Source organism: Erwinia sp. BNK-24-b (assembly GCF_047456155.1).
In the GTDB taxonomy this organism is placed as follows: domain Bacteria; phylum Pseudomonadota; class Gammaproteobacteria; order Enterobacterales; family Enterobacteriaceae; genus Erwinia; species Erwinia phyllosphaerae.
Genome location: NZ_CP179901.1, coordinates 2,122,269 through 2,149,244 on the forward strand (window position 1 = coordinate 2,122,269; position 26,976 = coordinate 2,149,244).

At 56.7% G+C, this 26,976-nt stretch carries 23 protein-coding genes; 12 read left to right on the forward strand and 11 right to left on the reverse strand.

The window, feature by feature from the left end; genetic code table 11:
• The first annotated feature begins 13 nt into the window (after nt 1-13).
• The 5 genes from fni to crtB are packed head-to-tail and all read left to right on the forward strand — an operon-like array spanning nt 14 to nt 5,934.
• Complete coding sequence (gene fni / locus ACMGGR_RS09505; protein WP_246759544.1) at nt 14-1,057, forward strand: type 2 isopentenyl-diphosphate Delta-isomerase; 1,044 nt, start codon at nt 14-16, stop codon at nt 1,055-1,057.
• Nucleotides 1,054-2,325, forward strand: a complete 1,272-nt coding sequence (locus ACMGGR_RS09510) for a glycosyltransferase (protein WP_246759543.1) — start codon at nt 1,054-1,056, stop codon at nt 2,323-2,325. Before fni ends, ACMGGR_RS09510 begins: the two co-directional genes overlap by 4 nt.
• Nucleotides 2,322-3,485: a lycopene beta-cyclase CrtY gene (crtY, locus tag ACMGGR_RS09515; RefSeq protein ID WP_414148745.1), complete on the forward strand. Its 1,164-nt coding sequence runs from the start codon at nt 2,322-2,324 to the stop codon at nt 3,483-3,485. The genes ACMGGR_RS09510 and crtY overlap by 4 nt, the downstream gene beginning before the upstream one ends.
• Nucleotides 3,485-4,966 carry a phytoene desaturase gene (locus ACMGGR_RS09520; protein ID WP_414148746.1) on the forward strand — a complete coding sequence of 494 codons (1,482 nt, stop codon included), beginning with the start codon at nt 3,485-3,487 and terminating at the stop codon, nt 4,964-4,966. The genes crtY and ACMGGR_RS09520 overlap by 1 nt, the downstream gene beginning before the upstream one ends.
• Entirely contained in the window at nt 4,963-5,934 is a 972-nt protein-coding gene (gene crtB, locus ACMGGR_RS09525; RefSeq protein WP_414148747.1) for a 15-cis-phytoene synthase CrtB, read from the forward strand. Before ACMGGR_RS09520 ends, crtB begins: the two co-directional genes overlap by 4 nt.
• Here crtB and ACMGGR_RS09530 read toward each other — a convergent pair.
• On the reverse strand, nt 5,825-6,364 hold the full coding sequence (locus ACMGGR_RS09530) for a sterol desaturase family protein (protein ID WP_414148748.1): 540 nt from the start codon (nt 6,362-6,364) through the stop codon (nt 5,825-5,827). The two genes, crtB and ACMGGR_RS09530, sit on opposite strands and share 110 nt — an antisense overlap.
• A gap of 48 nt (nt 6,365-6,412) precedes the next feature.
• Nucleotides 6,413-7,273 carry a putrescine utilization regulator PtrR gene (gene ptrR / locus ACMGGR_RS09535; RefSeq protein ID WP_246759538.1) on the reverse strand — a complete coding sequence of 287 codons (861 nt, stop codon included), beginning with the start codon at nt 7,271-7,273 and terminating at the stop codon, nt 6,413-6,415.
• Nucleotides 7,274-7,395: 122 nt separating this feature from the next.
• Between ptrR and ACMGGR_RS09540 the strand changes: the two genes are divergently transcribed.
• Nucleotides 7,396-8,787, forward strand: coding sequence for an NAD-dependent succinate-semialdehyde dehydrogenase (locus ACMGGR_RS09540; protein WP_414148749.1), 1,392 nt, complete (start codon nt 7,396-7,398; stop codon nt 8,785-8,787).
• A 195-nt stretch (nt 8,788-8,982) separates the two neighbouring features.
• Here the strand turns inward: ACMGGR_RS09540 and rstA are convergent, their stop codons facing one another.
• The gene (rstA, locus tag ACMGGR_RS09545) at nt 8,983-9,711 is read right to left on the reverse strand and encodes a two-component system response regulator RstA (RefSeq protein ID WP_246759536.1); all 729 of its coding nucleotides are present in this window, start codon (nt 9,709-9,711) and stop codon (nt 8,983-8,985) included.
• A gap of 178 nt (nt 9,712-9,889) precedes the next feature.
• Here rstA and ACMGGR_RS09550 point away from each other — a divergent pair, with 178 nt between their 5' ends.
• Nucleotides 9,890-10,303 (forward strand): hypothetical protein, encoded by a 414-nt coding sequence (locus ACMGGR_RS09550; protein WP_414148750.1) that lies wholly within the window; start codon nt 9,890-9,892, stop codon nt 10,301-10,303.
• Here the strand turns inward: ACMGGR_RS09550 and ACMGGR_RS09555 are convergent.
• Both ACMGGR_RS09555 and ydgH read right to left on the reverse strand, forming a co-directional pair.
• Nucleotides 10,300-11,691 carry an amino acid permease gene (locus tag ACMGGR_RS09555; protein WP_414148751.1) on the reverse strand — a complete coding sequence of 464 codons (1,392 nt, stop codon included), beginning with the start codon at nt 11,689-11,691 and terminating at the stop codon, nt 10,300-10,302. The two genes, ACMGGR_RS09550 and ACMGGR_RS09555, sit on opposite strands and share 4 nt — an antisense overlap.
• A gap of 223 nt (nt 11,692-11,914) precedes the next feature.
• Nucleotides 11,915-12,865, reverse strand: a complete 951-nt coding sequence (gene ydgH / locus ACMGGR_RS09560) for a DUF1471 family protein YdgH (RefSeq protein ID WP_246759532.1) — start codon at nt 12,863-12,865, stop codon at nt 11,915-11,917.
• Nucleotides 12,866-13,376: 511 nt separating this feature from the next.
• Here ydgH and pntA point away from each other — a divergent pair.
• Both pntA and pntB read left to right on the forward strand, forming a co-directional pair.
• Nucleotides 13,377-14,909, forward strand: coding sequence for a Re/Si-specific NAD(P)(+) transhydrogenase subunit alpha (gene pntA, locus ACMGGR_RS09565; RefSeq protein ID WP_414148752.1), 1,533 nt, complete (start codon nt 13,377-13,379; stop codon nt 14,907-14,909).
• 10 nt (nt 14,910-14,919) lie between these two features.
• Nucleotides 14,920-16,308 carry a Re/Si-specific NAD(P)(+) transhydrogenase subunit beta gene (gene pntB / locus ACMGGR_RS09570; protein ID WP_414148753.1) on the forward strand — a complete coding sequence of 463 codons (1,389 nt, stop codon included), beginning with the start codon at nt 14,920-14,922 and terminating at the stop codon, nt 16,306-16,308.
• Between the two features lie 68 nt (nt 16,309-16,376).
• Here the strand turns inward: pntB and uspE are convergent, their stop codons facing one another.
• The 5 genes from uspE to dalD all read right to left on the reverse strand — a co-directional run bounded on the left by uspE (nt 16,377) and on the right by dalD (nt 22,635).
• Nucleotides 16,377-17,327 (reverse strand): universal stress protein UspE, encoded by a 951-nt coding sequence (gene uspE / locus ACMGGR_RS09575; RefSeq protein ID WP_246759528.1) that lies wholly within the window; start codon nt 17,325-17,327, stop codon nt 16,377-16,379.
• Between the two features lie 192 nt (nt 17,328-17,519).
• Nucleotides 17,520-18,275, reverse strand: coding sequence for an FNR family transcription factor (locus ACMGGR_RS09580; RefSeq protein ID WP_246759527.1), 756 nt, complete (start codon nt 18,273-18,275; stop codon nt 17,520-17,522).
• 140 nt (nt 18,276-18,415) lie between these two features.
• Nucleotides 18,416-19,714 carry an MFS transporter gene (locus ACMGGR_RS09585; protein ID WP_246759526.1) on the reverse strand — a complete coding sequence of 433 codons (1,299 nt, stop codon included), beginning with the start codon at nt 19,712-19,714 and terminating at the stop codon, nt 18,416-18,418.
• Nucleotides 19,715-19,766: 52 nt separating this feature from the next.
• Nucleotides 19,767-21,230, reverse strand: coding sequence for a xylulokinase (gene xylB / locus ACMGGR_RS09590; RefSeq protein ID WP_414148940.1), 1,464 nt, complete (start codon nt 21,228-21,230; stop codon nt 19,767-19,769).
• A 10-nt stretch (nt 21,231-21,240) separates the two neighbouring features.
• Nucleotides 21,241-22,635 (reverse strand): D-arabinitol 4-dehydrogenase, encoded by a 1,395-nt coding sequence (dalD, locus tag ACMGGR_RS09595; protein ID WP_246759525.1) that lies wholly within the window; start codon nt 22,633-22,635, stop codon nt 21,241-21,243.
• A gap of 170 nt (nt 22,636-22,805) precedes the next feature.
• Between dalD and ACMGGR_RS09600 the strand changes: the two genes are divergently transcribed.
• Entirely contained in the window at nt 22,806-23,759 is a 954-nt protein-coding gene (locus ACMGGR_RS09600) for a sugar-binding transcriptional regulator (RefSeq protein ID WP_246759748.1), read from the forward strand.
• An 87-nt stretch (nt 23,760-23,846) separates the two neighbouring features.
• On the forward strand, nt 23,847-24,413 hold the full coding sequence (gene smrA / locus ACMGGR_RS09605) for a DNA endonuclease SmrA (RefSeq protein WP_246759746.1): 567 nt from the start codon (nt 23,847-23,849) through the stop codon (nt 24,411-24,413).
• Here smrA and ACMGGR_RS09610 read toward each other — a convergent pair.
• On the reverse strand, nt 24,410-25,333 hold the full coding sequence (locus ACMGGR_RS09610) for a LysR substrate-binding domain-containing protein (RefSeq protein WP_246759523.1): 924 nt from the start codon (nt 25,331-25,333) through the stop codon (nt 24,410-24,412). The two genes, smrA and ACMGGR_RS09610, sit on opposite strands and share 4 nt — an antisense overlap.
• 311 nt (nt 25,334-25,644) lie before the next feature.
• Between ACMGGR_RS09610 and ACMGGR_RS09615 the strand changes: the two genes are divergently transcribed.
• Nucleotides 25,645-26,973, forward strand: a complete 1,329-nt coding sequence (locus tag ACMGGR_RS09615; protein ID WP_246759522.1) for an MFS transporter — start codon at nt 25,645-25,647, stop codon at nt 26,971-26,973.
• Nucleotides 26,974-26,976 lie beyond the last annotated feature (3 nt).

Here is a 26,976-nt window from a genome sequence, read left to right on the forward strand (position 1 = left end):
ATGCGGAGAGTGAATGAAGGACGCGAACCTTGTACAGCGTAAGAACGATCATCTTGATATTGTCCTCAACCCGGCGCTCAACGTGCCTAAAGCCCGAACGGGGTTTGAACACTGGCACTTTGAGCACTGCGCGCTGCCAGAGCTGGACCTGGACGGCATCGATCTCAGCAGCACGCTGTTTGGTAAAAAGCTGCAGGCTCCGCTGCTGATTAGTTCGATGACCGGGGGGGCCGCTCGCGCTCGCCATATCAATCGACATCTGGCACAAACCGCCCAGCAGTTAGGGCTGGCGATGGGCGTTGGCTCGCAGCGCGTGGCGCTGGAAAGCGAGGCCAGCTTTGGCCTGAACAGCGAGCTGCGGGAAATTGCACCCGATATCCCTTTATTAGCTAATCTGGGCGCGGCGCAAATTCGCGGCGCGCGCGGGCTGGACTATGCCCGGCGTGCGGTCGAGATGATCCATGCCGACGCGCTTATCGTGCATCTCAATCCCTTACAGGAAGCCCTGCAAACCGGCGGCGATCGCGACTGGCGCGGCGTGCTTGATGCTATTGGCCAGCTGGTTAAACGGCTTACGGTGCCGGTAGTGATCAAAGAAGTCGGCGCAGGGATTTCAACTAACGTGGCGCGGCAACTGAGCGAAGCCGGTGTTGCCATGATTGACGTGGCGGGCGCTGGCGGCACCAGCTGGGCGGCGGTCGAAGCGGAAAGGGCGGAACATCCTGCGCAGCGGCGTATTGCGATGGCCTTTGCCGACTGGGGCATTCCTACATCTGAAACGCTACGCGCTATTCATACCGGGTTACCCGCGATGCCGTTGATTGCTTCCGGCGGCATTGCCGATGGCATTGATGCGGCTAAAGCGCTGGCGCTGGGAGCTAGCCTGGTTGGCCAGGCGGCCGCCGTGCTTAACAGCGCTAGCGCGTCAGCCGAGGCAGCCGTTGAGCATTTTCGTACCTTAATCGAACAGCTACGCATCGTCTGTTTCTGCACCGGTAGCGCCAACCTTAGCGAGCTTCGTCAGGCAAAACTGCACTATACCAGGAGCGAGGGATGAGTCACTACGCGGTGATCGCGCCGCCGCTTTACAGCCACTGGTATGCTTTACAGGCGCTGGCGCAGGAGCTGATTGAGCGCGGTCATCAGGTGACCTTTATTCATCAGGCCGAAGCGGCCGAGCTGCTCAACGATAAGCGTATCGCTTTTTATGCCGTCGGCGCGGCTTCGCATCCGCCCGGCTCGCTGGCCCGCACGTTAAAACTTGCCGCCAGGCCCGCCGGTTTTTCGCTGCTGGCGCTGATAAAAGATATGTCCCGCACCACCGAGATGCTGTGCCGTGAACTACCCGCGGTGCTGGACAAGCTCAACGTTGATGGATTAATCGTGGATCAGATGGAAGCCGCTGGCGGCCTGGTCGCCGAAGCGCTAGCGCTACCTTTTGTCTCGGTAGCCTGCGCGCTGCCGGTTAATCGCGAAGAAGGACTACCGCTGCCGGTAATGCCTTTCTCTTACGGCACGGACGAGGCGGCGCAAAAACGCTTTCGTACCAGCCAGCGCATTTATGACTGGATAATGCGCAGCCACGGACGCGTGATTGCCCGCAACGCCGCAAAATTTGGCCTGCCGCCGCGCCAGAGCCTGCACGAGTGCCTTTCGCCGCTGGCGCAAATCAGCCAGACAGTGCCTGCCCTCGATCTTCCTCGTCGACATCTGCCTGCGCATTTCTACCAGGTTGGGCCGCTGCGCCCCGGGAAAACGGAAGATCGCTTCTGGCCGCTGTGGTCAGCGCGGCCTTTTGTCTTTGCTTCGCTGGGCACGCTGCAGGGACACCGTTTTCGGCTGTTTAAAACTATCGCTCGCGCCTGTAGCCGTCTGCACGTACAGCTTCTGATTGCCCACTGCGGCGGTTTATCTGCCAAACAGGAAGCGGAGTTAAAAGCCTGCGGCGCTTACTGGGTAACAGACTTTGCCGATCAGCTTAGCGTGCTACAGCAGGCCAACGCGGTCATTACCCACGGCGGATTAAATACCGTTGCGGATGCCGTCAGTACATCAACCCCCGTACTGGTCGTACCAATCGCTTTCGATCAGCCCGGAGTGGCGGCGCGCGTGGCGTGGAACGGCCTTGGCCGTCGCGTTTCCCGTTTCGCCAGCAGCAAAAAAATGGCGCAGAATCTGGCGCTGCTGCTGCACAACCAGGACAATTCATCCGCCATGCAGACGGCGCAAAACCAGCTGCGGCAGGCGGGCGGCGCGCCGAAGGCGGCAGATATTGTGGAGCAGGCACTGGCCGCAAAGGCCTTCAGGCCTGGAGCGGCGGGATGAAAAAATGGGATCTCATTCTGGTCGGCGGCGGCCTGGCTAATGGACTGATCGCCTGGCGGCTACAGCAGCAGCAGCCTTCGTTAAACGTGCTGGTGCTGGAAGCGGGCGAGCGGGCAGGCGGCAATCACACCTGGTCCTTTCATCAGCACGATTTAACGTCAGAGCAACATGAATGGCTGCGGCCAATGGTGGCGCATCGCTGGCAGGGTTACGACGTGCGTTTCCCGCGCTTTCGGCGCACGCTGCCCGGTGACTACCTGAGCGTGACGGCGGAAAGCTTTGCTGCACCGCTGGAAAAGGCATTAGGAAACAAGCTGCAAACGCTGATTAAAGTGAGCAAGGTCGGCGTGCAGAGCGTGACGCTAAGCGATGGCCGGACGCTGCATGCCCGAGCGGTTATTGACGGACGAGGCTATCAGCCCAGCCCTTATTTAACCGTCGGCCTGCAGGCATTTTTAGGCCAGCAGTGGCAGCTGGCGGAGCCGCACGGGCTGACGCGGCCGATCCTGATGGATGCCACGGTAGACCAGCAGCAAAGCTACCGTTTTGTCTACACGCTGCCGCTTTCTGCCGATACGCTGCTGATTGAAGATACCCACTATCAGGACAGCAGCGTGCTGGACAGCGAAATGGCGCGGCAGCGCATCGCCGATTATGCACAGGCGCAGGGCTGGAAGCTGGCACATTTACAGCGCGAGGAGCAGGGAAGCCTGCCGATTACGTTGCAGGGGCAGCCAAAAGCGTTTCGCCAGCAGCAGGGCGAACGCATTTATAGCGGCCTGCGTGCCGGATTGTTTCATGCGACAACCGGCTATTCACTGCCGCTGGCGGCAACGCTGGCTGATAAAATCGCCGCTACGCCCTTAACCTCGCACCGACAGCTGCAAGAGCTGATAGCGCAGTTTGCCGCCCGCGAGTGGCAGCGCCAGCGATTCTTTCGCATACTCAACCGCATGTTATTTCTTGCCGGTCGCCCGGAACGGCGCTGGCAGGTTATGCAGCGTTTTTATCAGCTGGACGACGGGCTGATCGCCAGGTTTTACGCCGGCCGTCTCAAACCTACAGATATGGCACGGATCCTTACAGGCAAGCCCCCGGTACCGGTCGGCGAGGCATTGCTGGCCGTGCTCAAAAAAACTCCCCGGCTGCGAGCTTTCTGATGAAAAAAACAATTGTAATTGGTGCCGGTATCGGCGGCCTGGCTTTGGCTATCCGTCTTCAGGCCGCGGGCATTCCCGTGCTGCTGCTGGAAGCGCGCGACAAGCCCGGCGGCCGCGCTTATGTCTATCACGATCGGGGGTTTACCTTTGATGCAGGCCCAACGGTGATTACCGACCCGTCGGCAATCGAAGAACTGTTTACGCTGGGCGGGAGACGTACCGCCGAGTTTATCGATATGCTGCCGGTCAAACCTTTCTATCGGCTGTGCTGGGACTCTGGCGAAGTCATGGATTACGACAACGATCAGCAGGAGTTAGAAGAGCAGATCGCCCGTTTCAATCCTGACGACGTGGCGGGCTATCGTCGCTTTCACGCCTACTCGCGCGAGGTGTTTAAAGAGGGTTACCTGAAGCTTGGCAGCGTACCTTTTCTTTCCGTGCGCGATATGGCCCGCGCCGCGCCACAGCTGGTGCGGTTACAGGCCTGGAACAGCGTTTACAGCATGGTGTCAAAGTTTATTAAAGATGAGCACTTGCGCCAGGCTTTCTCCTTTCATTCGCTGCTGGTCGGCGGTAATCCTTTTGCCGCCTCGTCTATTTACACCTTGATCCATGCGCTGGAGCGCCAGTGGGGCGTCTGGTTTGCCCGCGGCGGTACCGGCGCAATGGTTCAGGGGCTGGTAAGGCTTTTTCGCGAGCTGGGCGGCGAAATCGAGCTAAACACGCCGGTCAGTAAGCTGGAAACGGAAGGCGATCGTATTACCGCAGTACGCACCGCGGACGGGCGGCGTATTGAAGTGGAAGCCGTGGCCTCTAATGCTGACGTAGTGCAAACCTATGACAAGCTGCTTGGTCACCATCCGCACGGCGCAGCGCAGGCCAAAGCGCTCAAGCGTAAAAGCATGAGTAATTCTCTGTTCGTTATCTACTTTGGGCTGAACAATCCGCACAGCCAGCTGGCGCACCATACGGTCTGCTTTGGGCCGCGCTATAAAGAACTGATTGAGGATATCTTTCATCACGACAAGCTGGCTGATGACTTCTCGCTTTATCTGCATTCGCCCTGCGTCACCGACCCATCTCTGGCGCCGCCAGGCTGCGGTAGCTTTTACGTGCTGGCACCGGTACCTAACCTGGGCGTGGCCGATATCGACTGGGAAGTGGAAGGGCCAAAGCTGAAAGATCGTATTTTTGCCTATCTGGAAGAGCACTATATGCCGGGCCTGCGCGAGCAGCTGGTGATGGAAAAAATCTTCACGCCGTTTGATTTTCGTGACGAGCTGGGCGCGCATCTGGGTTCCGCTTTTTCCGTTGAACCGCTGCTGACGCAGAGCGCCTGGTTCCGCCCGCACAACCGCGACAGCAAAATAAAAAATCTCTACCTGGTCGGCGCGGGGACGCATCCTGGCGCGGGCATTCCGGGCGTGATTGCTTCTGCCAAAGTGACCGCCAGCCTGATCCTGGAGGATATTATACGATGAACGAGCCGTTGCTCAGTCACGCCACGGAAACAATGGCGGTGGGGTCCAAAAGCTTTGCGACGGCGGCGAAGCTGTTCGATCCGGCAACCCGCCGCAGCGCGCTGATGCTCTATGCCTGGTGTCGCCACTGCGATGATGTGATTGACGACCAGCAGTTAGGTTTCAGACAGGAAAACAGCGCGCAGACCACGCCAGAAGCACGACTGCAAATGTTAAAGGCGCTGACTATTCGCGCCTGTATGGGCGAGTCGATGAGCGATCCGGCCTTTGCCGCTTTTCAGGAAGTGGCTCTGGCACACGCTATCCCGCAGCAGCAGGCGTTCGATCATCTGGAAGGTTACGCCATGGACGTGCGCGGCGACCTCTATTACAGCCTGGATGATACTTTGCGCTACTGCTATCACGTTGCAGGCGTGGTTGGCCTGATGATGGCGCGGGTGATGGGCGTGCGCGATGAGGCGGTACTGGATCGCGCCTGTGATTTAGGGCTGGCTTTTCAGTTGACCAATATCGCTCGTGATATCGTTGAGGATGCCCAAACCGGTCGCTGCTACCTGCCGATCCACTGGCTGGAAGAAGAGGGGCTGACGTTGAAAAACTATGCTGAGCCAGTCAACCGTGAACGGCTGGCGCGCGTGGCCGAGCGGCTGGTGGCGGCCGCTGAACCTTACTATCTTTCGGCGGATGCCGGGCTGGCGGGCCTGCCGCTGCGTTCGGCCTGGGCTATTGCCACCGCGCGCGGCGTCTATCGGGAAATTGGCGTAAAGGTTCGCAAAGCGGGAACCGCCGCCTGGGAGCGGCGGCAGGGCACCAGCAAGGCAGAAAAGCTGGGCCTGCTGGCGGCGGGAGGATGCAAGGCTATCGCTTCACGACTGGCTGCGTCTGCTCCGCCTCGTCCTGCGGCGCTGTGGCAGCGTCCGCGCGCTTACGACGGCCATGTCGCTGGCGCAGCGTTGCCTGAAGTTTAGCGACCGGCGGCGCATAGAGAAAACCAAAAGAGACGCAGCCTTCGCGGCCGCGTACGGCATGATGCAGCCGGTGCGCTATATACAAACGTTTCAGATAGCCTTTGCGCGGCACATAGCGGAACGGCCAGCGCTGGTGAACCAGACCATCGTGCACCATAAAATAGAGCAGGCCGTATGCCGTCATGCCCGCGCCGATCCATTGTAAAGGCCAGTAGCCGATGCTTCCCAGATAAATCAGCACGACAGAAAGCACCGCAAAGACGACGGCGTAAAGATCGTTGACTTCAAACCAGCCTTTGCGCGGTTCATGGTGGGAGAGGTGCCAGCCCCAACCCCAGCCGTGCATAATATATTTATGCGAAAGCGCGGCGATAAGCTCCATCGCGGCAATAGTTCCCAGCACGATCAATGTGTTGTACAGCCACAGCATAATTTTTTCCATCTTGCTAACAGGTGGCTTAAGCGTAGTTCAGCACGCTTACTCCTGCACTTCTAACAGGTTTACCAGCGCTCGTAGATTGGCCGAGCCGCCGCCCTTGCGCCAGATTAGCCAGATGGCCAGCTTGCCCATGCTATCCGCCAGCGGCCAGGCGCTGACGCTGTCTTTGCCCGGCATATTTTCCAGCATGCTTTTGGGTACCAGCGCCAGTCCGGCTCCGGCGCTAACGCAGGCCAGGATGCCGTGGTAGGACTCCATCTCAAAAATTTTGCCCGGCGCGGCGTTTTCACGAGCAAACCAGTTTTCGAACAGGCGACGGTAGGAGCAGTTAGCGCGAAAAGCGTAAATGGTCGCGCCGGAAATGGCTTTGGCGCTGGTAACGGGTGGATGGTTCAGCGAGGAGATCAGCACCAGCTCTTCGGCAAAAACGGCAATGCCTTCCAGCTGCGGATGTTTCGGCGGCCCGTCAATAAAGATGGCGCTGTAGTTGCCGGCCAGCAGCCCATCGATCATCTCGCCGGAAGGGCCGGTTGAAAGACCCAGCTCCACCTCAGGCCAGCTCTGATGGTAACGCGCAATCAAGGGAGGAAGCCGAACGGCGGCGGTGCTTTCAATTGAGCCAAGCGTAAAAACGCCTGCCGGATGCTGGCTGGAAACCTGGATACGCGCTTCTTCGGTCAGCGCCAGAATGCGCTGGGCGTAATCGAGCAGCGTGCGGCCTGCATCGGTGATATGCAGCCGCAGCTTTTCCCGGCTAAACAGTTCCGTGCCCAGCTCTTCCTCCAGCTGGCGCAGGCGCGTGGAAATATTAGAAGGAACGCGGTGCAGCTTTCCGGCGGCGGCAGTAACACTTCCTTCTTCAGCAATAGCGCGGAAAACTTCCAGCTGGGTCAGATCCATGTACATTCTCTTTTTGAGCAGGATATTTTCATTATTATTCATTTTTCAGGAAAGGTGTGCAAGGCTATGATGTTACCAACAACGAACAACACGCTAAGCGAAAACGCTTTACAGGAGAATTTATGACGATTTCATCTGCTGCTCAGGCGGGCGCTGTTTCCCGCAATCCTTTTACCGGCGAAATTATTCGTCAGACGCCGTTTGCCACAGCGGCTGAAGTAGAAACCGCGCTGGCACAGACCGACCGTGCGTTTCAGGACTGGCGTCATAGCGACATCCATACCCGCAGCCAGCTGTTGCAGAACGTTGCTGGCAGCCTGCGTAAACACGCCCGCGCGCTGGCGGAAATGATGACCGACGAAATGGGTAAGCCGATTACCCAGAGCCTGGCCGAAGTAGAAAAAAGCGCGCGTTTGTGTGAATGGTATGCAGAGCAAGGCCCGGCGTTTCTTGCGCCAGAAGCCACCATGGTTGAGAACGAAAAAGCTTACGTTAACTATCTGCCGATTGGCGCAATCCTGGCCGTGATGCCGTGGAACTTCCCGGTATGGCAGGTCCTGCGCGGTGCCGTGCCGATTATCATGGCGGGTAACAGCTATCTGCTGAAGCCAGCGCCGAGCATTATGGGTAGCGCGCTGTTGTTGCAGTCGGTGCTGGCGGAAGCTGGCGTGGCGGAAGGGCTGTTTAAAGTTCTGAATGCGGATAACGATGCGGTCGCTACCCTCATTAAGGATCGTCGTATCGCAGCCGTAACCCTGACCGGCAGCGTGCGGGCTGGCGGAGCTATTGCGGCGCTGGCCGGGGCGGCAGTGAAAAAAAGCGTGCTGGAGCTGGGTGGTTCCGATGCCTTTATCGTGCTGGCCGATGCTGATATCGACGCAGCGGTTAAAGGCGCGGTTGCGGGGCGCTTTATGAACGGCGGCCAGGTTTGTCTGGCGGCGAAGCGTATTATTGTTGAAGAGAGCGTGTTTGCCGAGTTCCGCGATAAATTTGTGGCGGCAGTAAAAGAGATGGTGGTTGGCGATCCGCGTGATGAAGCGACCTATATTGGCCCGATGGCGCGTTACGATCTGCGTGACGAGCTGGATACGCAGGTGCAGGCAACCATTGCCGAGGGCGCGGAATGTTTGCTGGGTGGTCATGTGATTGAGGGTACAGCGAACTTTTATGCACCAACCGTGCTGAGCAACGTGAAGCCAGGCATGACCAGCTTTAAGCAGGAGCTGTTTGGCCCGGTGGCTTCATTGATCGTGGCGAAAGATGCGGACGATGCCATTGCCATGGCGAACGATTCCGAGTTCGGTCTGGGCGGTAGCCTGTGGAGTAAGGATCTGCCGAAGGCGCGGAGGCTGGCTGCAAGAGTGGAAACCGGCGGTATGTTTATCAATACGCCGAGCTTCTCCGATCCGCGTGTGCCGATTGGCGGGGTAAAACAGAGCGGTTACGGTCGCGAGCTGTCCCACTTTGGCATTCGGGAATTTACTAACGCGCAGACGGTGTGGGTCGAGTCCTGATTTAAACTGTCGTACGGTTTGCATGTGCTTAACCCCTTCCAGTGGAAGGGGTTTTTTGTTTGTGGGGAAAGTTGTGGTGCGATCGGCGTAAAGCATCAAGGGCAGCTCGAAATACGGACTCGCCGTGAAATCGTCTCTTATGGCTCGGTTGGCGCGTCCATGCGCCAAACCATAAAGCCACATCCCGATCGCAGCTTACGTTTCCCAGGCATGGGGCGCGAATAAATAGCCCTTGTTGCGGATAGTTTTAATCCGGTAAGGCTCGGTAGCGCTATCCAGCAGCTTTTTGCGTAGCCGCGAGATTGCCACGTCGATGCTGCGATCCATTCCGTCATAACTAACGCCGCGCAGCGTTTTCAGCAGGGCGTCACGGTTCAGGATAGAACCAGCATGCGTTGCCAGCTCCCACAGTAAATCGAAATCGGCCGTAGATAAGGCGATAATCTCACCGGACAGCGTGACCTGGCGGTTAACCGGATCGACCGAAAGCGTGCCGAAGCGCAGCGCTTTTTGCGCACTGACGCTGGCGGTCACAGGGGCTTCTTCGCCGCTCTGCGTGGCGGCCTGACGTAGATGGAGCCGCAGGCGAGCGAGCAGCACCGCAGGCGGCGTGGTTTTTAAAATATAATCGTTAGCGCCCATCTCCAGCGATAAAATATGGTTCATATCGCTGTCCAGCGAGGTTAGCAGCACGATAGGGCCTTTCCACTGCTGGCTGGTACGCAGATCGCGGCAGAGCGTCATCCCGTCTTTTCCCGGCAGCATAATATCCAGCATCACCAGGTCGGGCATGGTCGCTTTGATGACTTCTTCGGCACGGTCGCCGCGGCTTTCAACAATAACTTCAATATCATGACGGCTCAGATAGGCGGCAATCAGTTCGCCAACATCCTGATCGTCCTCGACGAATACGATTTTATTCATAGCCACATTTTTCAACGAAGGAAAAACAAGATTACCGAATGTTTACGCGAACTACTATGAGTTCGGGCTAAATAACTCTCGATGTATAGTATAAATGGCGTAAAATATGCCATTATGTTCATCAGGGTTGTTACCTGACGGCATAGCGCGTTGTTTAACGGAGAAAGGAGAGAAAAGGGTGACTGATAAAGAGCTGGCTTTGAAGGAAAGGGATAGCTATATCTGTCTGAATTACATTGATTTTCTCTCGTCATCCTGCAAAAAACGCTGGAGCTTTGTTGACGCTATTTACGGCGTAATGCCTATCTTTGGCATGGTGACTAAAAACTCGCCGGATCTGCCGACCGCCCCTTCAGAAAGACTCAAAGCGCTGGCGCTTCAGATTATTTCTACCCAGGTCAGCGACGAGATAAATATTGCCCGATTGATAACGCTTGCTGAACAACAGCATATCGAACGCTTTGAAATTTTGCTGCCTTACCCGCTTTCGCAGCAGCAGCTTGACGTGATTCGCGAAGAGTACGTCAAGCCGCTGACGCTGGAGCAGCATGACGACCGTCTGGCCGTCAGCATGTTAGCCTTTTCCCACTAGCGCAGCAGTAGCCACATTGCCGGGCCGGAACCGGCAATTAGCGCCGCCATACCCATCTTTTCTATGCCGTTAAGCTTGCCACTTCCCTGGTTTTTGCGACGCGCCCATAAAAACAGCAGCATGCCCGGCGCATAAAGCACCACAGAAAGCAGCAGATGCAGCGGGCCGGAAGCGTACAGCAGCCACAGGCCATAAGCGCTGGCGCCCAGTGCAATGACCAGCGCGCCTGGCTTATTCATCTTGCGCGCGACCTTAAACAGATAGGCGCCAACCAGGAAATAGGGCACCAGCACCATTTCCGAGGCGATAGTCAGCAGCGTATTGTAATCGGAGCCGGTCAGCCAAATCATAATCAGACAGGCCTGCACGCTAAGATTGGTCAGCCACAGTGAAGCAGAAGGCGCGCCGCGCTCGTTCTGTCTGGCAAGCGAGCGCGGAAAGGTACCGTGTTCGGCAGCCAGCATTGGCACTTCTGCCGCCATAATCGTCCAGCTAAGGTAAGCGCCGCTGACGGAAACGATCAGGCCCAGCGCAATCACTACGTCTCCCCATGAACCAATCAGGCGATCCAGCAAACCCGCCATAGAAGGATTGCGCATCTGCGCCAGTTCCGCTCTTGGCACAATGCCCAGCGACAGCAGCGTAACCAGCAGATAGACAATCAGCGCGGCGGCCACGGCCAAAAGCGTTGCGCTACCCACATCTTTTTTATTGCGCGCGCGCGCCGAAACCACTACTGCGCCTTCGACACCAATAAAGACCCACAGGGTGATTAACATGGTGTTTTTAACCTGTTCCCAGACCGGCACGCCCAGCTCAACACCGGAAAAATCGAAGCGGAAACGGTCGAGGTTAAAGGCGGCAATAGCCAGCACGATAAACAGGCCCAGCGGCACCAGCTTGCCCAAAGTGGCCACCAGATTGATGCTCGCCGCCGTCTGTACGCCGCGCAGCACCAGCCAGTGTACCAGCCAGAGCAGGACGGAAGCGCCCAGAACCGCCTGCCAGGTATTACCGTTGCCGAAAACAACGTGCCCCGGTGAATCGGTGAAAAAGCTCAGGGCGGAAAACACGATCACCAGATAAGACACGTTGGCAATGACCGCGCACAGCCAGTAGCCCCAGGCGGAGCAGAAACCTGTCAGCTCGCCAAATCCGGCGCGCGCATAGGTAAAAATACCGCCGTCGAGTTCCGGTTTAAGACGGGTTAACAGCAACAGCGCCAGTGACAGCATAATGATGCCGACGCCGGTAATGGCCCAGCCAATCAGCAGCGCAGCCGGACCGGCAACCAGCGCCATATTCTGCGGCAGGCTGAAAACGCCTGCGCCAAGCATTGAACTCAGTACCAGCGCCGTCAGGGCGGTAAGACCTAATTTTTTGTCCAAAAAAGCATCCCAAAACCAGAATAAAAAACCATGACAGGGTGAGTTGTTCGCAATTTGTACGCCTGCGACGTCCCAATTCGAAAAGATCTCCTGAAACCGGCGGCGATTTTACGGAGTGATATGGTGAGATGCAATGCGTAACAGGGCGAAAAGTGATTGGCTATGCAAAGAAAGGCGGGGTGTTATGCAAGGAGGAGACGGCCGAACGCCGTCTCCGTGCTGCTTACTTAAACAGATCGGCAGAGACGGTCAGGTTGCCGCCGCTCTGGTTAGACCACTGACGGGTAATGTGATAATACTTCGCGCCTTTCTCAATGGCGGCGCGGCCGACGGCATCAGACACTTCCGTTGGCGTGCCGAAGTGACCGGTAAAGGTCACGCTGTCAAACGGCTGCATCTGCGCAGCGGTAACTGCGCTGACTTCCTGCACGCTTTTGCCTTCCGGCGTTCTGACCGTATAGCGCTGGCCAGTGGAGGACTGCGTCTCAAAGAAACGGCCAACTTTCGCGTCCGGCGTTTCGGAAGAGGCTACGCCCGGGATCTGCACGGTTTTCGCTGCTGCGCCACCTGCGGCCAGGGCTGCTTTACCTGCCTGCGAATCCGCCGGGATCAGATCCGGTGACTGCACCTTGCGTTCTTTGGCATCGGCCTTGTAGATATAGGCGGTGATGTACTGGTTGCCGCCGCTGTTGGCGTCAATCTGGCGAATAATAAAGAACGAGGCCGCGCCTTTCTCTGCGGCTTTTTTAGTGATGGCGTCGTTAACATCCGGCTGGCTATGGTAGAAACCGCTAATGGAAACCGTATCGAACGGCTCCAGCTTATAGGCTTCCCCTTTAGTCAGCTCGCGCACGCCGTTGATCACGCGGTCTTCATGCTTTGGCGCTGGCGGCGCATCGTCCCGATAGAGATCGGCGACCACGCGCCAGTTACCGCTGTTACCATTGCTGTCGTTAATGCCCTGTACGTAATAAGCCTTAGCCCCCAGCTCGTCAGCACGTTTTGATATGGCGTCGTTTGCGTCGCCAATGGCGTTAAAACGGCCGGTAATACTGATGCGATCAAAGGGTTTCAGCGATGCCGCTTTTTCGGGCGTCAGTTCCTGAGCCGCATAAGCGGAGAGAGAAGTCAGTGACAACAGGGCTGATGCCAGAATGGTATTCTTAAGCTTCATAAAAATAATCCTTCGCCTTGCGCAAAAAATGAGTACAAAAACGTGCTGGACTCTTGATGTGTAACAGATTAGCTGTCGATTATTGCATGTAATAATGGTTTCTGTCTCAGCCATTTTACGCCCCGTCCGGCAGGACAAAGCGCCACGGCGCGTCAGGTTATTAAAGAAATGTTAAATCATGCGCCTGGCGCTGGCTTTACCACTTAAGCCACTAAATATTATCGATAATAGGATTAAGAGATTGTTAAATTTGGACTTTTATTGCGAAAGTATCACTGCTTTAATCCCTTTTCTTAGCGAATTATTCTCGGGCAGTAGCCGGATAAACGCTTAAAATCATATTTTTGCCAGACGTATCGAACTTTTCAGATATAAAACTGCAAAATGGCCCGGTAACAGTAGTATGGCAGCGCTGTTTTCAGTAGGTTATAGGGCAGACAGATAAAGGGTAAAGGGCCTGGCCTTTTGCCATATAAACGGGATCATCTCACCTCTGATGAAAGGGAATACTATGCTGATTGGAATTACCAAAGAGCGGTTGCCCAACGAAACGCGAGTCGCCGCGACGCCGAAAACGGTTGAGCAGCTGCTGGCGCTGGGCTTCAGCGTGGCGGTCGAGCAGGGCGCAGGCAAGCTGGCCAGCTTTGATGACGCGGCTTATGCTGCCGCAGGGGCCACGCTGGTGGATAACGCTGCCGTCTGGCAGGCGGATATTGTGTTAAAGGTTAACGCACCGCTGGACGATGAAATCGACCTGGCGCGTGAGGGCACAACGCTGGTCAGCTTTATCTGGCCTGCGCAAAACCCGGCGCTGCTGGAAAAGCTGGCGGCACGCAAAATTACCGTGATGTCGATGGATGCGGTGCCGCGTATTTCCCGTGCGCAGTCGCTGGATGCGTTAAGCTCCATGGCCAATATCGCTGGCTATCGCGCTATCGTTGAGGCCGCTCACGAGTTTGGCCGCTTCTTTACCGGTCAGATTACCGCCGCGGGTAAAGTACCGCCGGCAAAAGTGATGGTAATTGGCGCGGGCGTCGCCGGTCTGGCTGCTATCGGCGCGGCCAACAGCCTTGGCGCTATCGTACGTGCCTTTGATACCCGCCCGGAAGTGAAAGAACAAGTGCAGAGCATGGGCGCGGAGTTCCTCGAGCTGGACTTTGAAGAGGAAGCGGGCAGCGGCGACGGCTATGCCAAAGTGATGTCCGAAGCCTTTATCAAGGCCGAGATGGCGCTGTTCGCTGCCCAGGCGCAGGAAGTGGATATCATTGTCACTACCGCCCTGATCCCCGGCAAACCGGCACCAAAGCTGATCACCGCCGAGATGGTGGCTTCGATGAAGCCGGGCAGCGTGATTGTCGATCTGGCGGCGCAAACCGGCGGCAACTGTGAGCTAACCGTAGCGGACAAGGTCACCACCACCGAAAACGGCGTAAAAATCATTGGCTACACCGATTTGCCGGGCCGTCTGCCAACGCAATCCTCCCAGCTCTACGGCACCAATCTGGTCAACCTTTTAAAACTGCTCTGCAAAGAGAAAAACGGCGAAATCACTATCGACTTTGACGATGTGGTGATCCGTGGCGTTACCGTCATTCGCGACGGCGAGATTACCTGGCCTGCGCCGCCTATCCAGGTTTCTGCAGCGCCGAAAGCCGCTCCGGCAGCGGCAAAAGCGCCCGAAAAAGCACCGGAAAAACCTGCTTCGCCGTGGCGTAAGTACGCGCTGTTCGCGCTGGCGATTATCCTGTTCGGCTGGCTGGCTAACGTCGCGCCGCCCGCTTTCCTGACGCACTTTACCGTTTTTGCGCTCTCCTGCGTGGTGGGTTACTACGTGGTCTGGAACGTCAGCCATGCGCTGCATACGCCGCTGATGTCGGTCACCAATGCCATCTCCGGCATTATCGTGGTCGGCGCGGTGCTGCAAATGGGTCACGGCGGCTGGGTGAGCTTCTTCTCCTTTGTTGCCGTGCTGATAGCCAGCATCAATATTTTTGGTGGCTTCACCGTAACTCAGCGCATGCTGAAAATGTTTCGTAAGAACTGAGGGATAATCAATGTCTGGCGGATTAGTGACTGCAGCATACATTGTTGCCGCAATTCTTTTTATTTGCAGCCTTGCGGGGCTGTCGAAACATGAAACTTCTAAACAAGGCAATCTGTTTGGCATCAGCGGCATGACCATCGCGCTGCTGGCAACCATGATGGGGCCTGACAGCAGCAAAATCGGCTGGGTGCTGGTGGCCATGGTCATCGGTGGCGCTATCGGTATTCGTCTGGCGAAAAAGGTTGAGATGACCGAAATGCCGGAGCTGGTGGCGGTTCTGCACAGCTTTGTGGGGCTTGCCGCTGTTCTGGTTGGCTACAACAGCTATATCGATCACGTGCCGGGTACAGATGTGGTGATGGAAAACATCCATCTGACCGAGGTCTTTATCGGCGTGTTCATTGGTGCCGTGACCTTCGCCGGCTCGCTGGTCGCCTGGGGCAAACTGTGCGGGAAAATCTCTTCTCGACCGCTGGCGTTGCCGCATCGCCACAAGCTTAATCTGCTGGCGCTGGTGGTGTCGCTGTGCCTGCTGATTATCTTTGTACGTACCGAAAGCGTGGGCGCACAGGTCTTTGCGCTGCTGCTGATGACCGTTATCGCGCTGGCGTTTGGCTGGCATCTGGTGGCTTCTATCGGCGGTGCAGATATGCCGGTCGTAGTTTCAATGCTTAACTCCTACTCGGGCTGGGCAGCGGCAGCGGCTGGTTTTATGCTCGGCAACGATCTGCTGATTGTGACCGGCGCGCTGGTGGGGTCAAGCGGCGCAATTCTGTCTTACATTATGTGTAAGGCGATGAATCGCTCCTTTGTCAGCGTGATTGCCGGTGGTTTCGGTACGGACAGCAGCTCTGGCGGCGAAGAAGCAGAGCAGGGCGAGCACCGCGAAATTGACGTGCAGGGCACGGCCGAGATGCTGAGAAATTCCAGCAGCGTCATTATTACCCCCGGCTATGGCATGGCGGTAGCGCAGGCGCAGTATCCGGTTGCGGAAATCACCGAGAAGCTGCGTGCAAAAGGCATTAAGGTGCGTTTCGGCATCCATCCCGTCGCCGGACGTCTGCCTGGCCACATGAACGTCCTGCTGGCTGAGGCGCGGGTGCCTTACGATATCGTGCTGGAAATGGACGAAATCAACGATGACTTTAGCGAGACGGATACCGTGCTGGTGATTGGCGCTAACGACACCGTTAACCCGGCGGCACAGGAAGATCCGCGTAGTCCGATCGCGGGCATGCCGGTGCTGGAAGTCTGGAAAGCGCAAAACGTGGTGGTGTTTAAGCGTTCAATGAATACCGGCTACGCTGGTGTACAGAACCCGCTGTTCTTCCGCGAGAACACGCAGATGCTGTTCGGTGATGCGAAAGCGACCGTAGATGCGATTCTGAAAGCGCTGTAGTCGTTGAATTTTTAGCGACGCAATAAAAAGGCCGGGATTTCCCGGCCTTTATTGTTCATGACCTCTGGCTAATCCTCTTCGTCTGTATCCAGCTCAATCGGCGAGACAAACCCTTCCGGCTTGATGGCCAGCAGATCGCAGCGCAGATGGTCAATAACCTGCTCAGCCGTATTACCGAGGAAGGCAGCCGAGAGGCCGGTACGGCCAATGGTGCCTAATACCACGACACCCGCGTCAAGCTGCTCGGCCAGGTTTGGAATGACCTCTTCCGGCAAGCCTTTATCAACATGGGTGTATTTTTCGTCGATACTGAATTTTTGCCGCAGCGCCTTCATCGCCAGCAGATGCTGCCCGCGAATAGCGTCGTTATAGACGCCGGGATCGAAATCCGGCAGTTCAATGGCGATATTGATTGGGGTAATGGGATAGGCACCGACCAGATGCACCTCAGTGTGGTTTACCTGTTCGGCCAGTTCCAGCGTCTCTTTCACCAGCAGCGTGTTAAGCGGATCGTGATGCGGTTCTTCGCTGGCCAGGTTCACCGCCACAACGGCTTTGCCGCCTTCCGGCCACGGCTGGTCTTTAACCATCCACACCGGGCAAGGGCATTTACGCAACAGGTGCCAGTCAGTCGGCGTAAACACCACCGCCTGCAACCTGTCGTGCTGGTGCGCCATCTTCAGCAGCAGATCGTAACCGCCATCCAGCACTTCCTGAATAATTGCTTCATAGGGGCGATTATGCCAGACCACTTTGATATTGATGTTAATGCCCGCGGCAAGATAGGCTTTAGCCTGTTCGCGGATCCATTCGGTACGCTGGCTGACCACGCCTTTACGCATGGTCACCCGTTCATCAGGCGACAGTAACGTCGTCATTTCATATGAAAAATCATAGATTGGCAGAAATGCCGTGATCTGACCACCGAGACGCTGATTGAGATAGACAGCACGGCGCAGCGCTGGCTGGTCGTCCTGTTGCGCGTCGATCGCCACAAGAATGTTTTGATACTTAGCCATAACGGATCCTCCTACGCTGAGTAGCTTAAAAGATAGCCCAATCATCGTCCGGAAAAAAGAAAAAAGTTATTGCCAGATCAACCTTTTAACAAATACGGCGGCGGGACTGCGTGGACAGCAGAAGAAGCGTCATTAAAAGCGCAACATATAAAGGACGTGAGGAAAGGCCGGACAAAGCCGGCCAGCTAAAAATCAGGCGATAGCGCGGCTTTGACCGGCAAGCTGCGACAGGACCTCATGATTTTCAATGGTGATGTACTTGCCTTTTACCGCCAGCATGCCGCTTTTCTGGAAGCGGCCCAGCAGGCGGCTGATGGTTTCTACCGTCAGGCCTAAGTAGTTGCCGATATCGCCCCGGGTCATGGTCAGACGGAACTCGCGCGGGGAAAAGCCGCGCTCGCCAAAGCGGCGCGATAGCCCATAGATAAAGGCCGCCAGCCGCTCTTCGGCATTTTTCTTTGACAGCAGCAGGATCATCTCCTGGTCGCCCTTAATTTCGCCGCTCATCAGGCGCATCATCTGCTGGCGCAGGCTGGGCATTTTACCAGAAAGGTCATCAAGAGTTTCAAAAGGGATCTCGCAGACCATTGCGGTCTCCAGCGCCTGCGAGAAGCTGGGGTGCTCGCCCACGCTGATGGCGTCGAAGCCTACCAGGTCGCCAGCCAGGTGAAAACCGGTAATCTGCTCGTCACCCTGTTCGGTGATGGTATAGCTCTTAATGCTCCCGGAGCGAATGGCGTAGAGCGACTTTAGCTCATCGCCTGCTTTAAACAGCGTCTGGCCCTTTTGGATAGGTTTTTTGCGCTCGATAATATTGTCCAGCTGATCGAGTTCATGCTCGTTCAGCGTGAAAGGAATACAGAGCTGACTGATGCTGCAATCCTGACAATGAATGGCACAACCGCCAGACTGGATACGTCTGTTGATAACACGCTTTTCCGGGATCATAGTGTTGGCTCGAGTGATTATTGATTGAGGTCAATTTTAACATTTTTTGCGCGATGAAGGGAACTCATGCGGAGAAATTTAGCCACATAAAAAACAGGGATGTCACTTTTGGTGACCTCCCGTTTATAAAGCGTCAAAAATCAAACTGGCGTTTTATCTGATGTCGCGGGCTTCGTAGCGTAGTGATTGATCCTTTTTTCTGCTACTTTTCTGGAAGGTTGCTCTACCCGAATAATCAGCGTTAACACGCCCGCAACGAGGTAGAGCGCAGTGTAGGTCCAGACCACGCCTTTGATGTCAAAAAAAGGTAAAACCAGTGAAGCAATAGCGGGCGCGAGGAAGTTACTCAGCCCTGCTGACAGGTTATAAATCGAGATTGCTGCCCCTTTATGCTTTGGCTCTAGTACCGGGAATACCGCTGTCATAGGCACAAAGGCGGCAACGGTAATCCCCAGCATAACGGCTGGCACCAGCGCGACCCAAAAGTTATGCCCAAAGGTTACCGGCAGATAATAAAAGGCCAGGCTGGAGAGCGCGCAGCCCAGGCAGCCAAACCAGCGTACCTGACGGATCCAGCCGATATATTCTCCCAGCACGCCCCACATAATATTGGTAAAAATGGTGACGAAAAAGAACACCGCCCAGATTTGCAGCCACTCCGACATGCTGAAACCTAACCGGCCAACGAACAGCATTGGCATCACCACCGCAAAGCCAAACAGCGAAAGCGTGTTGATAATGCGGATCATGCAGGCGAGAAAAATATTACGGTTGGTAAAAAGAATGGTAACGGCACGCGATAGCTCGGTCATTTTTTCACGGGTCGAAAGCTGCGCTTTTTCACTTTCGCCGCCGACATTACGTAACAGGAACATCGCCATCAGGCCGCCAGCGGCAACCCAGGCAATGGCAAACCACAAGGTGCCGGTTTCACCCATCCACGGGATGGTAAAGCTGGGCAAATAGCTGCCCACACAGCCAATGCCAATGGAATACATGGCCCAGAACCAGCCCATAGCCGAAGAAAGCTGCTGTTTGGGAACGTTTTGCACCACCAGCATCACAAAAGAGTAGATAAACAGCGGATAGGCGAGACCGCGAATGCCGTAAAACAGCAGCATCAGCGGATAGTTGCGCAGGCCCAGTCCCAACGTCATAAACAGGACATGCATAACTACCCACAGTATGAAGCCGATACGCATTGCGCGCTGCGGCGTGATAATTTCCGCTACCACGCCAGAGCTCCATGCGGCCAGCGCCGCCGCGCCGCCATAAAGCGTAAACACCAGAGCGGATTGCGAAGGGGTGAAACCGAGATCGGTAATATGTTTTGACAGGAAGGCCATTTCAAAGCCGTCCCCGCTCATAAATACGGCGATGGCGATATAGCCCCAGAGTAAAGGCAAGGGGAGGCCGAACCAGTTAGTGGCTGATTTCATCATAATTCCTCTGTTGTCAGGTAACGGACGCCCGATGCGCCCGGTTTATGTCTCAGAAAGCGCCGCGCGCTTCTCGCTGCTGTTGATAAAGCAGCCGGAAATAATCGAGCCGCCGCTGTAGCTGGTGATGGCGAGTCGCGTCAGGCAGGTAGCGTTTGAGGACGGCCGGTTTTTGACAGACCTGCTGCGGCTCGCCGCCATCGGCCAGCCAGCCCAGGCGTGCCGCACCCAGCGCACCACCGGTTTCTCCTCCCTGGTGGGTCACGATGGGTAAATCGAGCGTGTCCGCAATCAGCTGCGCCCAGAAGGCACTGCGTGCGCCGCCGCCGGTCAGGGAGCAGCAGTCCAGTTCCGTCCCCGCCTCGTTCAGCGCTTTCAGGCCGTCTGCCAGCCCAAAGGCAACGCCCTCCAGCACGGCATAGGCAAGCGCGGCGCGCTGCGTGGACAAAGTCAGATGATGAAAAGATCCACTGGCCTGCGGATCGTTATGCGGCGTGCGTTCGCCAGCCAGATAGGGCAGAAACAGCGGTGCGGTACGCTGCGCCTCTTCGCTTAAAGCAGCCACTTCCGCCAGCAATTCGCTTTCAGACGCGTTAAGCAGTTCGCAAAGCCAGCGCAGGCAGGAGGCAGCCGACAGCATTACGCTCATCTGATGCCAGCGTGCGGGCAGTGCATGGCAGAAAGCATGAACGGCTGAAGCCGGCGCAGGACGAAAGCGATCGTTGACGGCAAACAGCACGCCGGAGGTACCCAGTGAAATAAAGGCATCGCCGGGTTCAACCGCGCCCAGCCCAACCGCGCTGGCCGCGTTATCGCCACCGCCGCCCGCAATAATAATGCCTTCCGGCAGGCCCCAGCGGTGCGCAACGTCGCTTTGCAGTTTGCCTGCGGGCTGCGAACCTTCCGTTAAGCGCGGCATCTGATCTCTGGTCAGGCCACAGGCTGCCAGCAGGCTGTCTGACCAGTCACGACGCGCAACATCAAGCCAGAGCGTCCCGGCGGCGTCCGACATGTCGGCGATTTTTTCTCCGGACATACGCCAGCGCAGATAGTCCTTGGGCAATAACACCGTGGCGATGCGGGCAAAAATCTCTGGTTCATAACGCGCTACCCACAGCAGTTTCGGTGCCGTGAAGCCGGGCATAGCGAGATTGCCGGAGACACTGTGTAAATCGCTGGCTTGTTCAGTGAGTTCGCTGCACTCCGCCGCGCTGCGGGTATCGTTCCATAAAATGCAGGGGCGCAGCACCTGATGGTGGCTATCCATCAGGACGGCACCGTGCATCTGGCCAGAAAGCCCGATAGCGCGAATAGCAGACCAGCGCTCGCCCAACGTCTGGCGCAGCTCACCAATAGTCTGCTCAAGGGCCTGCCACCAGTCCTGCGGCGCTTGCTCCGCCCAGTGAGGATGCGGGCGCTGCACGCTCAGCTTTGCGCTACAGGTTGCCACGATTTCGCCTTCGGCAAGCACCAGCGCTTTAAGTTCAGAGGTGCCAAGATCGATACCCAGATACATATCTTGCTCCTTATTCATTTACCGGCTGCGGCACTTTTGCCCACTGGCCCAGCGCAGAAACGGTTTCGGTCAATAGCGCGGCAAACCTGGCGTCTTTAGCCAGCGGGCCAAACAGCGTCTCGTTAGCGGCATAGTTTGCCAGGGCGTCTGGCTTCGCCATTACGGCGTGCCAGCCTGCAGCGTCCAGCGCGCCGTCCTGGTAAGCGTACGGAAGTTCGTCCTGATGCCAGCGCTGCAAAAAGAGAAAGAACAGGGCAGGAAGAACGGCGGTTGCCCGTGGGATATCGCCGCGCGCATAGCTTTCTGTCAGGGTCGGCGTAATAAATCCGGGGATCTTGGAGAGGCCATCCGCCGCGACGCGTTGATTAGTGTCGCGGATAAAAGGGTTGGCGAAGCGCGCCAGCACGACGTCGCGATACTCCTGCAAATCGAGCGGGCTGGGCGAAAGCGAAGGGATCACGTCCTGAGTAACATACTCCCAGGCCATCTCTTTGATTTCCTGCGTGCGGGTGCTCTGATGAATAAAGTCCTGCCCGACCAGGGTTCCGGCCCAGGCGATGCAGCTATGGCTGGCATTCAGGATGCGAATTTTCGCCTCTTCCCACGGCAGGACAGAATCGACCAGGGTGACGCCCACCTTTTCCAGCGCCGGACGGCCTGCGGCAAAGTCATCTTCCACCACCCACTGAATAAAAGCCTCGCCCATCACCGGTGCGCTGTCTGCAAAACCGGTTGCGGCCAGCACGCGCGGGGCAATATCGGCTGTAGGACGCGGCGTAATACGATCGACCATCGTATCAGGGGATTTCGTCTGCTCAGCTACCCACGCCAGCAGCTTTTCGTCGCCGCACAACTGCAAAAAGGCCAGAAAAGCCTGACGAAAGCGTTCGCCGTTATGCCGCAGGTTATCGCAGCTCAATAGCGTAACCGGATCGCCATGCGCTTCAACTCGCGCCTGCAAAATACGCCTGAGTGCTCCGTAAAGCGTACGCGTCTCGCCGTTTATATCGGCCTTGATATCCGCATGTTGCTGATCGAGTTGGTGCTCGCTGTCCAGGTAGTAGCCGCTTTCGGTAACGGTGAAGGCGATAACCCGCGTTGCCGTCTCTGCGCCTCTGGCCGTCAGCGCCTTCAGCTCCGCGTCCCAGGGAACAATATGTTTGATCGAGGTGATTTTTTCATACTCGCGCTCGCCTTCAGGCGTGACGGTCTCCAGCACGTACTCGCCGTTTTGCGCGGCAAGGGCCGTCAGTAAAGGCACCGCGTCGTTACGAATGTTGCTAAGGGCAATTTCCCAGCGCGTATCGCCCTGCTGTAACAGACGGTGCAGATACCAGGCCTGATGCGCGCGGTGGAAAGATCCTGCACCGATGTGCAGCCAGACTGAGGCAGAAGAAGCGGTCATGGTGGTCTCCAGTATTTGGGCTTTTGCTCTTTGTTAGGGCTTTTGCTTGAGTGTGTTACAGCCTGGTGAAATTACGCGCGACTGTCTGCGGGAGCGATCACAAAATTTGCTTTTGCTCGGCGGTCGGGCAATTATTCACAGTAAGCTGTGCAAAACAGATGGGCAGGATGATGAGCAAGCACGACAGAAAGTTAGATCAGGCAGCGCGGGCGGCCTGGATGTATTACGTTGCCGGTGAAACCCAGCACGATATTGCCGACAAGCTTGGCGTTTCTCGCCAGGTGGCGCAGCGGCTGGTGGCGCTGGCCACAGAGCAGGGGCTGGTCAGCGTGGCCGTCAATCATCCGGTAGCGGAATGCATGACGCTGGCGCAACAGCTACAGCAGCGCTTTGGCCTGGCGCTTTGCCAGGTTGTCCCTTCTGAGGGGGTAGAAGCCGTCGGACTGCAGCAGATGATCGCCGTGGCGGGCGCGGAAGTTATGGCGCAAACGCTAAAAAATCCACAGGCACAGATTATCGCTGTCGGCTCCGGCAGAACATTACGCGCAACCATTAGCGAGCTGCCGGAGTTTGAGCGGCCGCAGCACAGCTGCGTCTCGCTAATAGGCGCTATCGCCAGCGATGGTTCCTGTACCCGTTACGACGTGCCGTTATGGATGGCGGAAAAAACCCAGGGGCGCTATTTTATTCTGCCCGCGCCGCTTTATGCCGACAGCGCCGCAGACCGCGATCTCTGGTGCAATCATCGTATCTACCGCACCGTGACGGAAAAAGCGGCGCAGGCTGACGTAATGTTTGTGGGCATCGGTCAGGTTGCGCCAGGCTGCCCGCTTAATGCGGACGGTTTTATCAGCGACGCGGAGGTGGCCACATTAATGTCGCAGCAGGTAGCAGCAGAAATGATCGGTCACTTTATCGATAAGAAGGGGGAACGGGCAGCAAGCGAGCTGGACGAGCGTCTGACCAGCGTCAGGCTGACGGCGCATACCCGGCGGCAGATTGTTGCCTTCGCGGGCGGCCACGAGAAGCACCAGGCTATAGCCGCCGTATTAAAGGGCGGCTGGATCAGCGGCCTGGTGACGGATGAAGCCAGCGCGCGTTTTGCGCTGCAACAGGAAGAATAGCGTTTAACCCCGGTGAATTTTTGCCAGACCAGCCCGGTGGAGATACCATTACATCATTATCTATGCTGCCACCGGGGAATTCGCATGATGAACTTTAACGATGAAGACCTGTTCAAAGACGCGATGGAAGACGTCACGCCGCTGAAGGACTGTAGCAATATTCTGTGGCTAAAATCCCCTTCCACCAAATCCCCACGCCAGCGTCAGGAAGAGTTGCAGCTGGATAATCCGCTGACCAGCGGTTTTTTAACGATTATTCCGCGTGAAGTGCCGCTGGAATATAAAGCCGAGGGGATCCAGCAGGGCGTGCTGGATAAGCTGCGCCTGGGCAAGTACCAGCCGAACGCCAGCCTGAATCTTCTGCGGCAGCCGGTCGAAACCTGCCGCCAGTCCTTATACAGCTTTATGTTGCAGGCAGAGCATGAAAACTTTCGTAATCTGCTGATTATTCACGGCAAGGGTAAAGAAGATGATGCGCACGCTAATATCGTGCGCAGCTATCTGGCGCGCTGGCTTCAGCAGTTTGAGCAGGTACAGGCGTTTTGCAGCGCCCAGCCGCATCATGGCGGCAGCGGGGCCTGCTACGTGGCGTTAAGAAAAAGCGAACAGGCGCGGGCAGAAAACCGTGAGCGCCATGCCAAACGCAGCCGCTAGCCGGAGTGCGACTTACGGGTCACGGCCATTAGCAGCTCCGCGCTGCGGCTGAGGGGAGAACCGGAGCGGGTAATAATGCCTACCGGTTCGCCTGCGCCATGTGAAGCAATGGGTAAAGCCGCCAGAGCGTTATGCAATAAATCTTCTTTAATAGCGCCGGACGGCACAAACCAGACGTAGTTACAGCGCATGGCCAACTGGCGCGCCAGCGAAGTGGCTGAGGTTTCCACCAGCGTATCGGGCAGCTGACAGCCGTGTTCCTTTAGCATTGCATCGGCAATCCGTCTGGGGGCCGTGCCTTCCGGTGATATTACCACTGGCCAGGTCAGCGCGCGCGACAGGGTGACGTTGTCACTTAACAGCGGGTGTTGGGGATGGACGACCAGCCGTAAAGACTCCAGAAAAAGCAGCTCATAATTCAGCCCGGTCATCATGGTGGCGTCGGCCATGCGGCCAATGCCCACTTCAAATTCGCCCGCCCGCAGCCCGGCAATCAGAACGTTATTGTGCAGCGTGGCAACCTGTACCACGGTTCTTGGCTGCTGCTGGTGAAAGCGTTCGAGGATAGAAGGGAGCATGCCAAGCGCCACCGTAGTCAGTACGCCTATGCGCAATACGGCGGGATCCTTTTCGGCGACGGGACTGAGCGACTGGCCCGCGTGGTTAAGCGCATCCAGAATACGCACCGCGTGAGTCATAAACTGTTCACCAGCGGTAGTAAGCTGGGCACCCAGGCGGCCTCGCTCAAACAGCCTGGCACCGGTCATCTCTTCCAGCTCGTTTAGCGTTTTCGATAACGCTGGCTGACTAAGCGACAGCACTTCGGCGGCGCGCCCCAGCGTACCTTGCTGGGCCACGGCGACAAAAGTATGTAAATGACGCAGACGAATGCGCTGATTAAACAGATAATTTTTTTCCATAATCCAGCGTAGCCAGCAAGGCTATTGTCAGGCAAGCCCCGCTCAAGATAATTGTTAACCTTATTGCAAAATTTAATTAACATTAACCCGCTTTTCCATTACTTTCCGTTGGGCTATTGCCTGCCCGATATCAGTTTTTCTGATAAAAGCCCCCATTTTCCTTGCGGATGCTTGCTTTTTCCGTGAAATTCGCTACAGAAAAGCAACTATTTTGCTGGGTCAACCGCATGGCAATCCGTTATGATAACCGACACTTTTTTTTCGGAATCGATGCCAGCCTGTGAAAAAAACGCTGGCCATGGAGCGCTAACGTGGAGAGTATCGCTGCGACAGACGTGCGTGCCTTAATTAACGAAGGCGGCATTACTCGCTATCAGCAACGTATTATTGCCCTGTGTTTTGCCGTGGTTGCCATGGACGGCATGGATATCGCCCTGATGGGCTTTATTGCGCCAGCGCTAAAGGCAACCTGGGGCGTCAGTACCCAACAGCTGGGCGCGGTGATCAGCGCCGCGCTGATTGGCCTCGCGCTGGGGGCGATGTTTGCTGGCCCGCTGGCCGACCGCTTTGGACGCCGCGTAATTATTATCAGCAGCGTCTTTTTCTTTGGCCTGCTGACGCTGGCGACCGCCTTTTCACAAAGCGTCGATCAAATGCTGCTGTTCCGCTTTCTTACCGGGCTGGGTCTGGGCGCGGCGATGCCCAACGTCGGTACGCTGGTGGCGGAATATTCTCCTGAACGCAAACGCGCCTTTATTATTACGGTGGTTTTTTGCGGCTTTACCTTTGGTGCGGCCGGCGGGGGGTTTGCGGCTTCGTGGCTTATCCCTAATCTGGGCTGGCACTCCGTGCTGGTGGTCGGCGGACTCCTGCCGCTGCTGATTGTCCCGATGTTACTGAAATGGCTACCCGAATCCGTGCGCTTCCTGCTGTCGCGTCAGGCGCCCGTGGAGCAAATTCGGCGCATCGTCGAAAAAATGGCGCCGGGCCAGCTACCGCAGGGTAGCCGTTTTGCTATGGATGAAAAAGCGCAGCGGCACGGGGCGGTAAAGCTGGTGCTGACGCGTCCTTATCTCTCCGGCAGCGTTCTGCTGTGGGGCAGCTATTTTATGGGGCTGTTCCTGGTGTACCTGATCGGCAGCTGGCTTCCGTCATTAGTCAAAGACATGGGGATGACGGTAACTCAGGCGGCGCTGGTGACGGCAATGTACCAGGCGGGCGGCACGATTGGTTCCCTGTTTGCCGGCTGGATAATGGATCGCTTTAATGCCAACCTGGCGCTGGCCGCCATCTACTTTACGGGGGCGATTGCCACAGTAGCGATAGGCTATGCGCCCGCAGATACGCTGATTTTAGGTACGGTGGCTTTCTGCAGCGGTTTTTGCCTTAACGGTGCCAATACGGGCATGAATGCGCTGTCCGCCAGCTATTATCCTACCCATGCGCGTGCGACGGGGTCGAGCTGGATGCACGGCGTAGGGCGGATAGGGGCCATTCTCAGCGCTTTTGCCGGTGCGCAAATGTTAGCGATGGGCTGGCATATTACGGAAGTCTTCTCCAGCCTGGCTATTCCGGCCGTGCTGACTTCGCTGATGCTGGTTGCCAAGTTCCGTTACGGTCATTGCCGCTCGCAGCAGTAGCAT

Coding starts and splice junctions, on each gene's coding strand:
- dalD (WP_246759525.1), bottom strand. CDS start 22,635: ATGACCGCTTCTTCTGCCTCAGTCTGGCTGCACATCGGTGCAGGATCT.
- pntB (WP_414148753.1), top strand. CDS start 14,920: ATGTCTGGCGGATTAGTGACTGCAGCATACATTGTTGCCGCAATTCTT.
- pntA (WP_414148752.1), top strand. CDS start 13,377: ATGCTGATTGGAATTACCAAAGAGCGGTTGCCCAACGAAACGCGAGTC.
- ACMGGR_RS09530 (WP_414148748.1), bottom strand. CDS start 6,364: ATGCTGTGGCTGTACAACACATTGATCGTGCTGGGAACTATTGCCGCG.
- ACMGGR_RS09580 (WP_246759527.1), bottom strand. CDS start 18,275: ATGATCCCGGAAAAGCGTGTTATCAACAGACGTATCCAGTCTGGCGGT.
- ydgH (WP_246759532.1), bottom strand. CDS start 12,865: ATGAAGCTTAAGAATACCATTCTGGCATCAGCCCTGTTGTCACTGACT.
- smrA (WP_246759746.1), top strand. CDS start 23,847: ATGAACTTTAACGATGAAGACCTGTTCAAAGACGCGATGGAAGACGTC.
- ptrR (WP_246759538.1), bottom strand. CDS start 7,273: ATGGATCTGACCCAGCTGGAAGTTTTCCGCGCTATTGCTGAAGAAGGA.
- ACMGGR_RS09600 (WP_246759748.1), top strand. CDS start 22,806: ATGAGCAAGCACGACAGAAAGTTAGATCAGGCAGCGCGGGCGGCCTGG.
- ACMGGR_RS09610 (WP_246759523.1), bottom strand. CDS start 25,333: ATGGAAAAAAATTATCTGTTTAATCAGCGCATTCGTCTGCGTCATTTA.
- ACMGGR_RS09585 (WP_246759526.1), bottom strand. CDS start 19,714: ATGAAATCAGCCACTAACTGGTTCGGCCTCCCCTTGCCTTTACTCTGG.
- xylB (WP_414148940.1), bottom strand. CDS start 21,230: ATGTATCTGGGTATCGATCTTGGCACCTCTGAACTTAAAGCGCTGGTG.
- ACMGGR_RS09520 (WP_414148746.1), top strand. CDS start 3,485: ATGAAAAAAACAATTGTAATTGGTGCCGGTATCGGCGGCCTGGCTTTG.
- ACMGGR_RS09540 (WP_414148749.1), top strand. CDS start 7,396: ATGACGATTTCATCTGCTGCTCAGGCGGGCGCTGTTTCCCGCAATCCT.
- crtY (WP_414148745.1), top strand. CDS start 2,322: ATGAAAAAATGGGATCTCATTCTGGTCGGCGGCGGCCTGGCTAATGGA.
- rstA (WP_246759536.1), bottom strand. CDS start 9,711: ATGAATAAAATCGTATTCGTCGAGGACGATCAGGATGTTGGCGAACTG.
- uspE (WP_246759528.1), bottom strand. CDS start 17,327: ATGGCTAAGTATCAAAACATTCTTGTGGCGATCGACGCGCAACAGGAC.
- crtB (WP_414148747.1), top strand. CDS start 4,963: ATGAACGAGCCGTTGCTCAGTCACGCCACGGAAACAATGGCGGTGGGG.
- fni (WP_246759544.1), top strand. CDS start 14: ATGAAGGACGCGAACCTTGTACAGCGTAAGAACGATCATCTTGATATT.
- ACMGGR_RS09510 (WP_246759543.1), top strand. CDS start 1,054: ATGAGTCACTACGCGGTGATCGCGCCGCCGCTTTACAGCCACTGGTAT.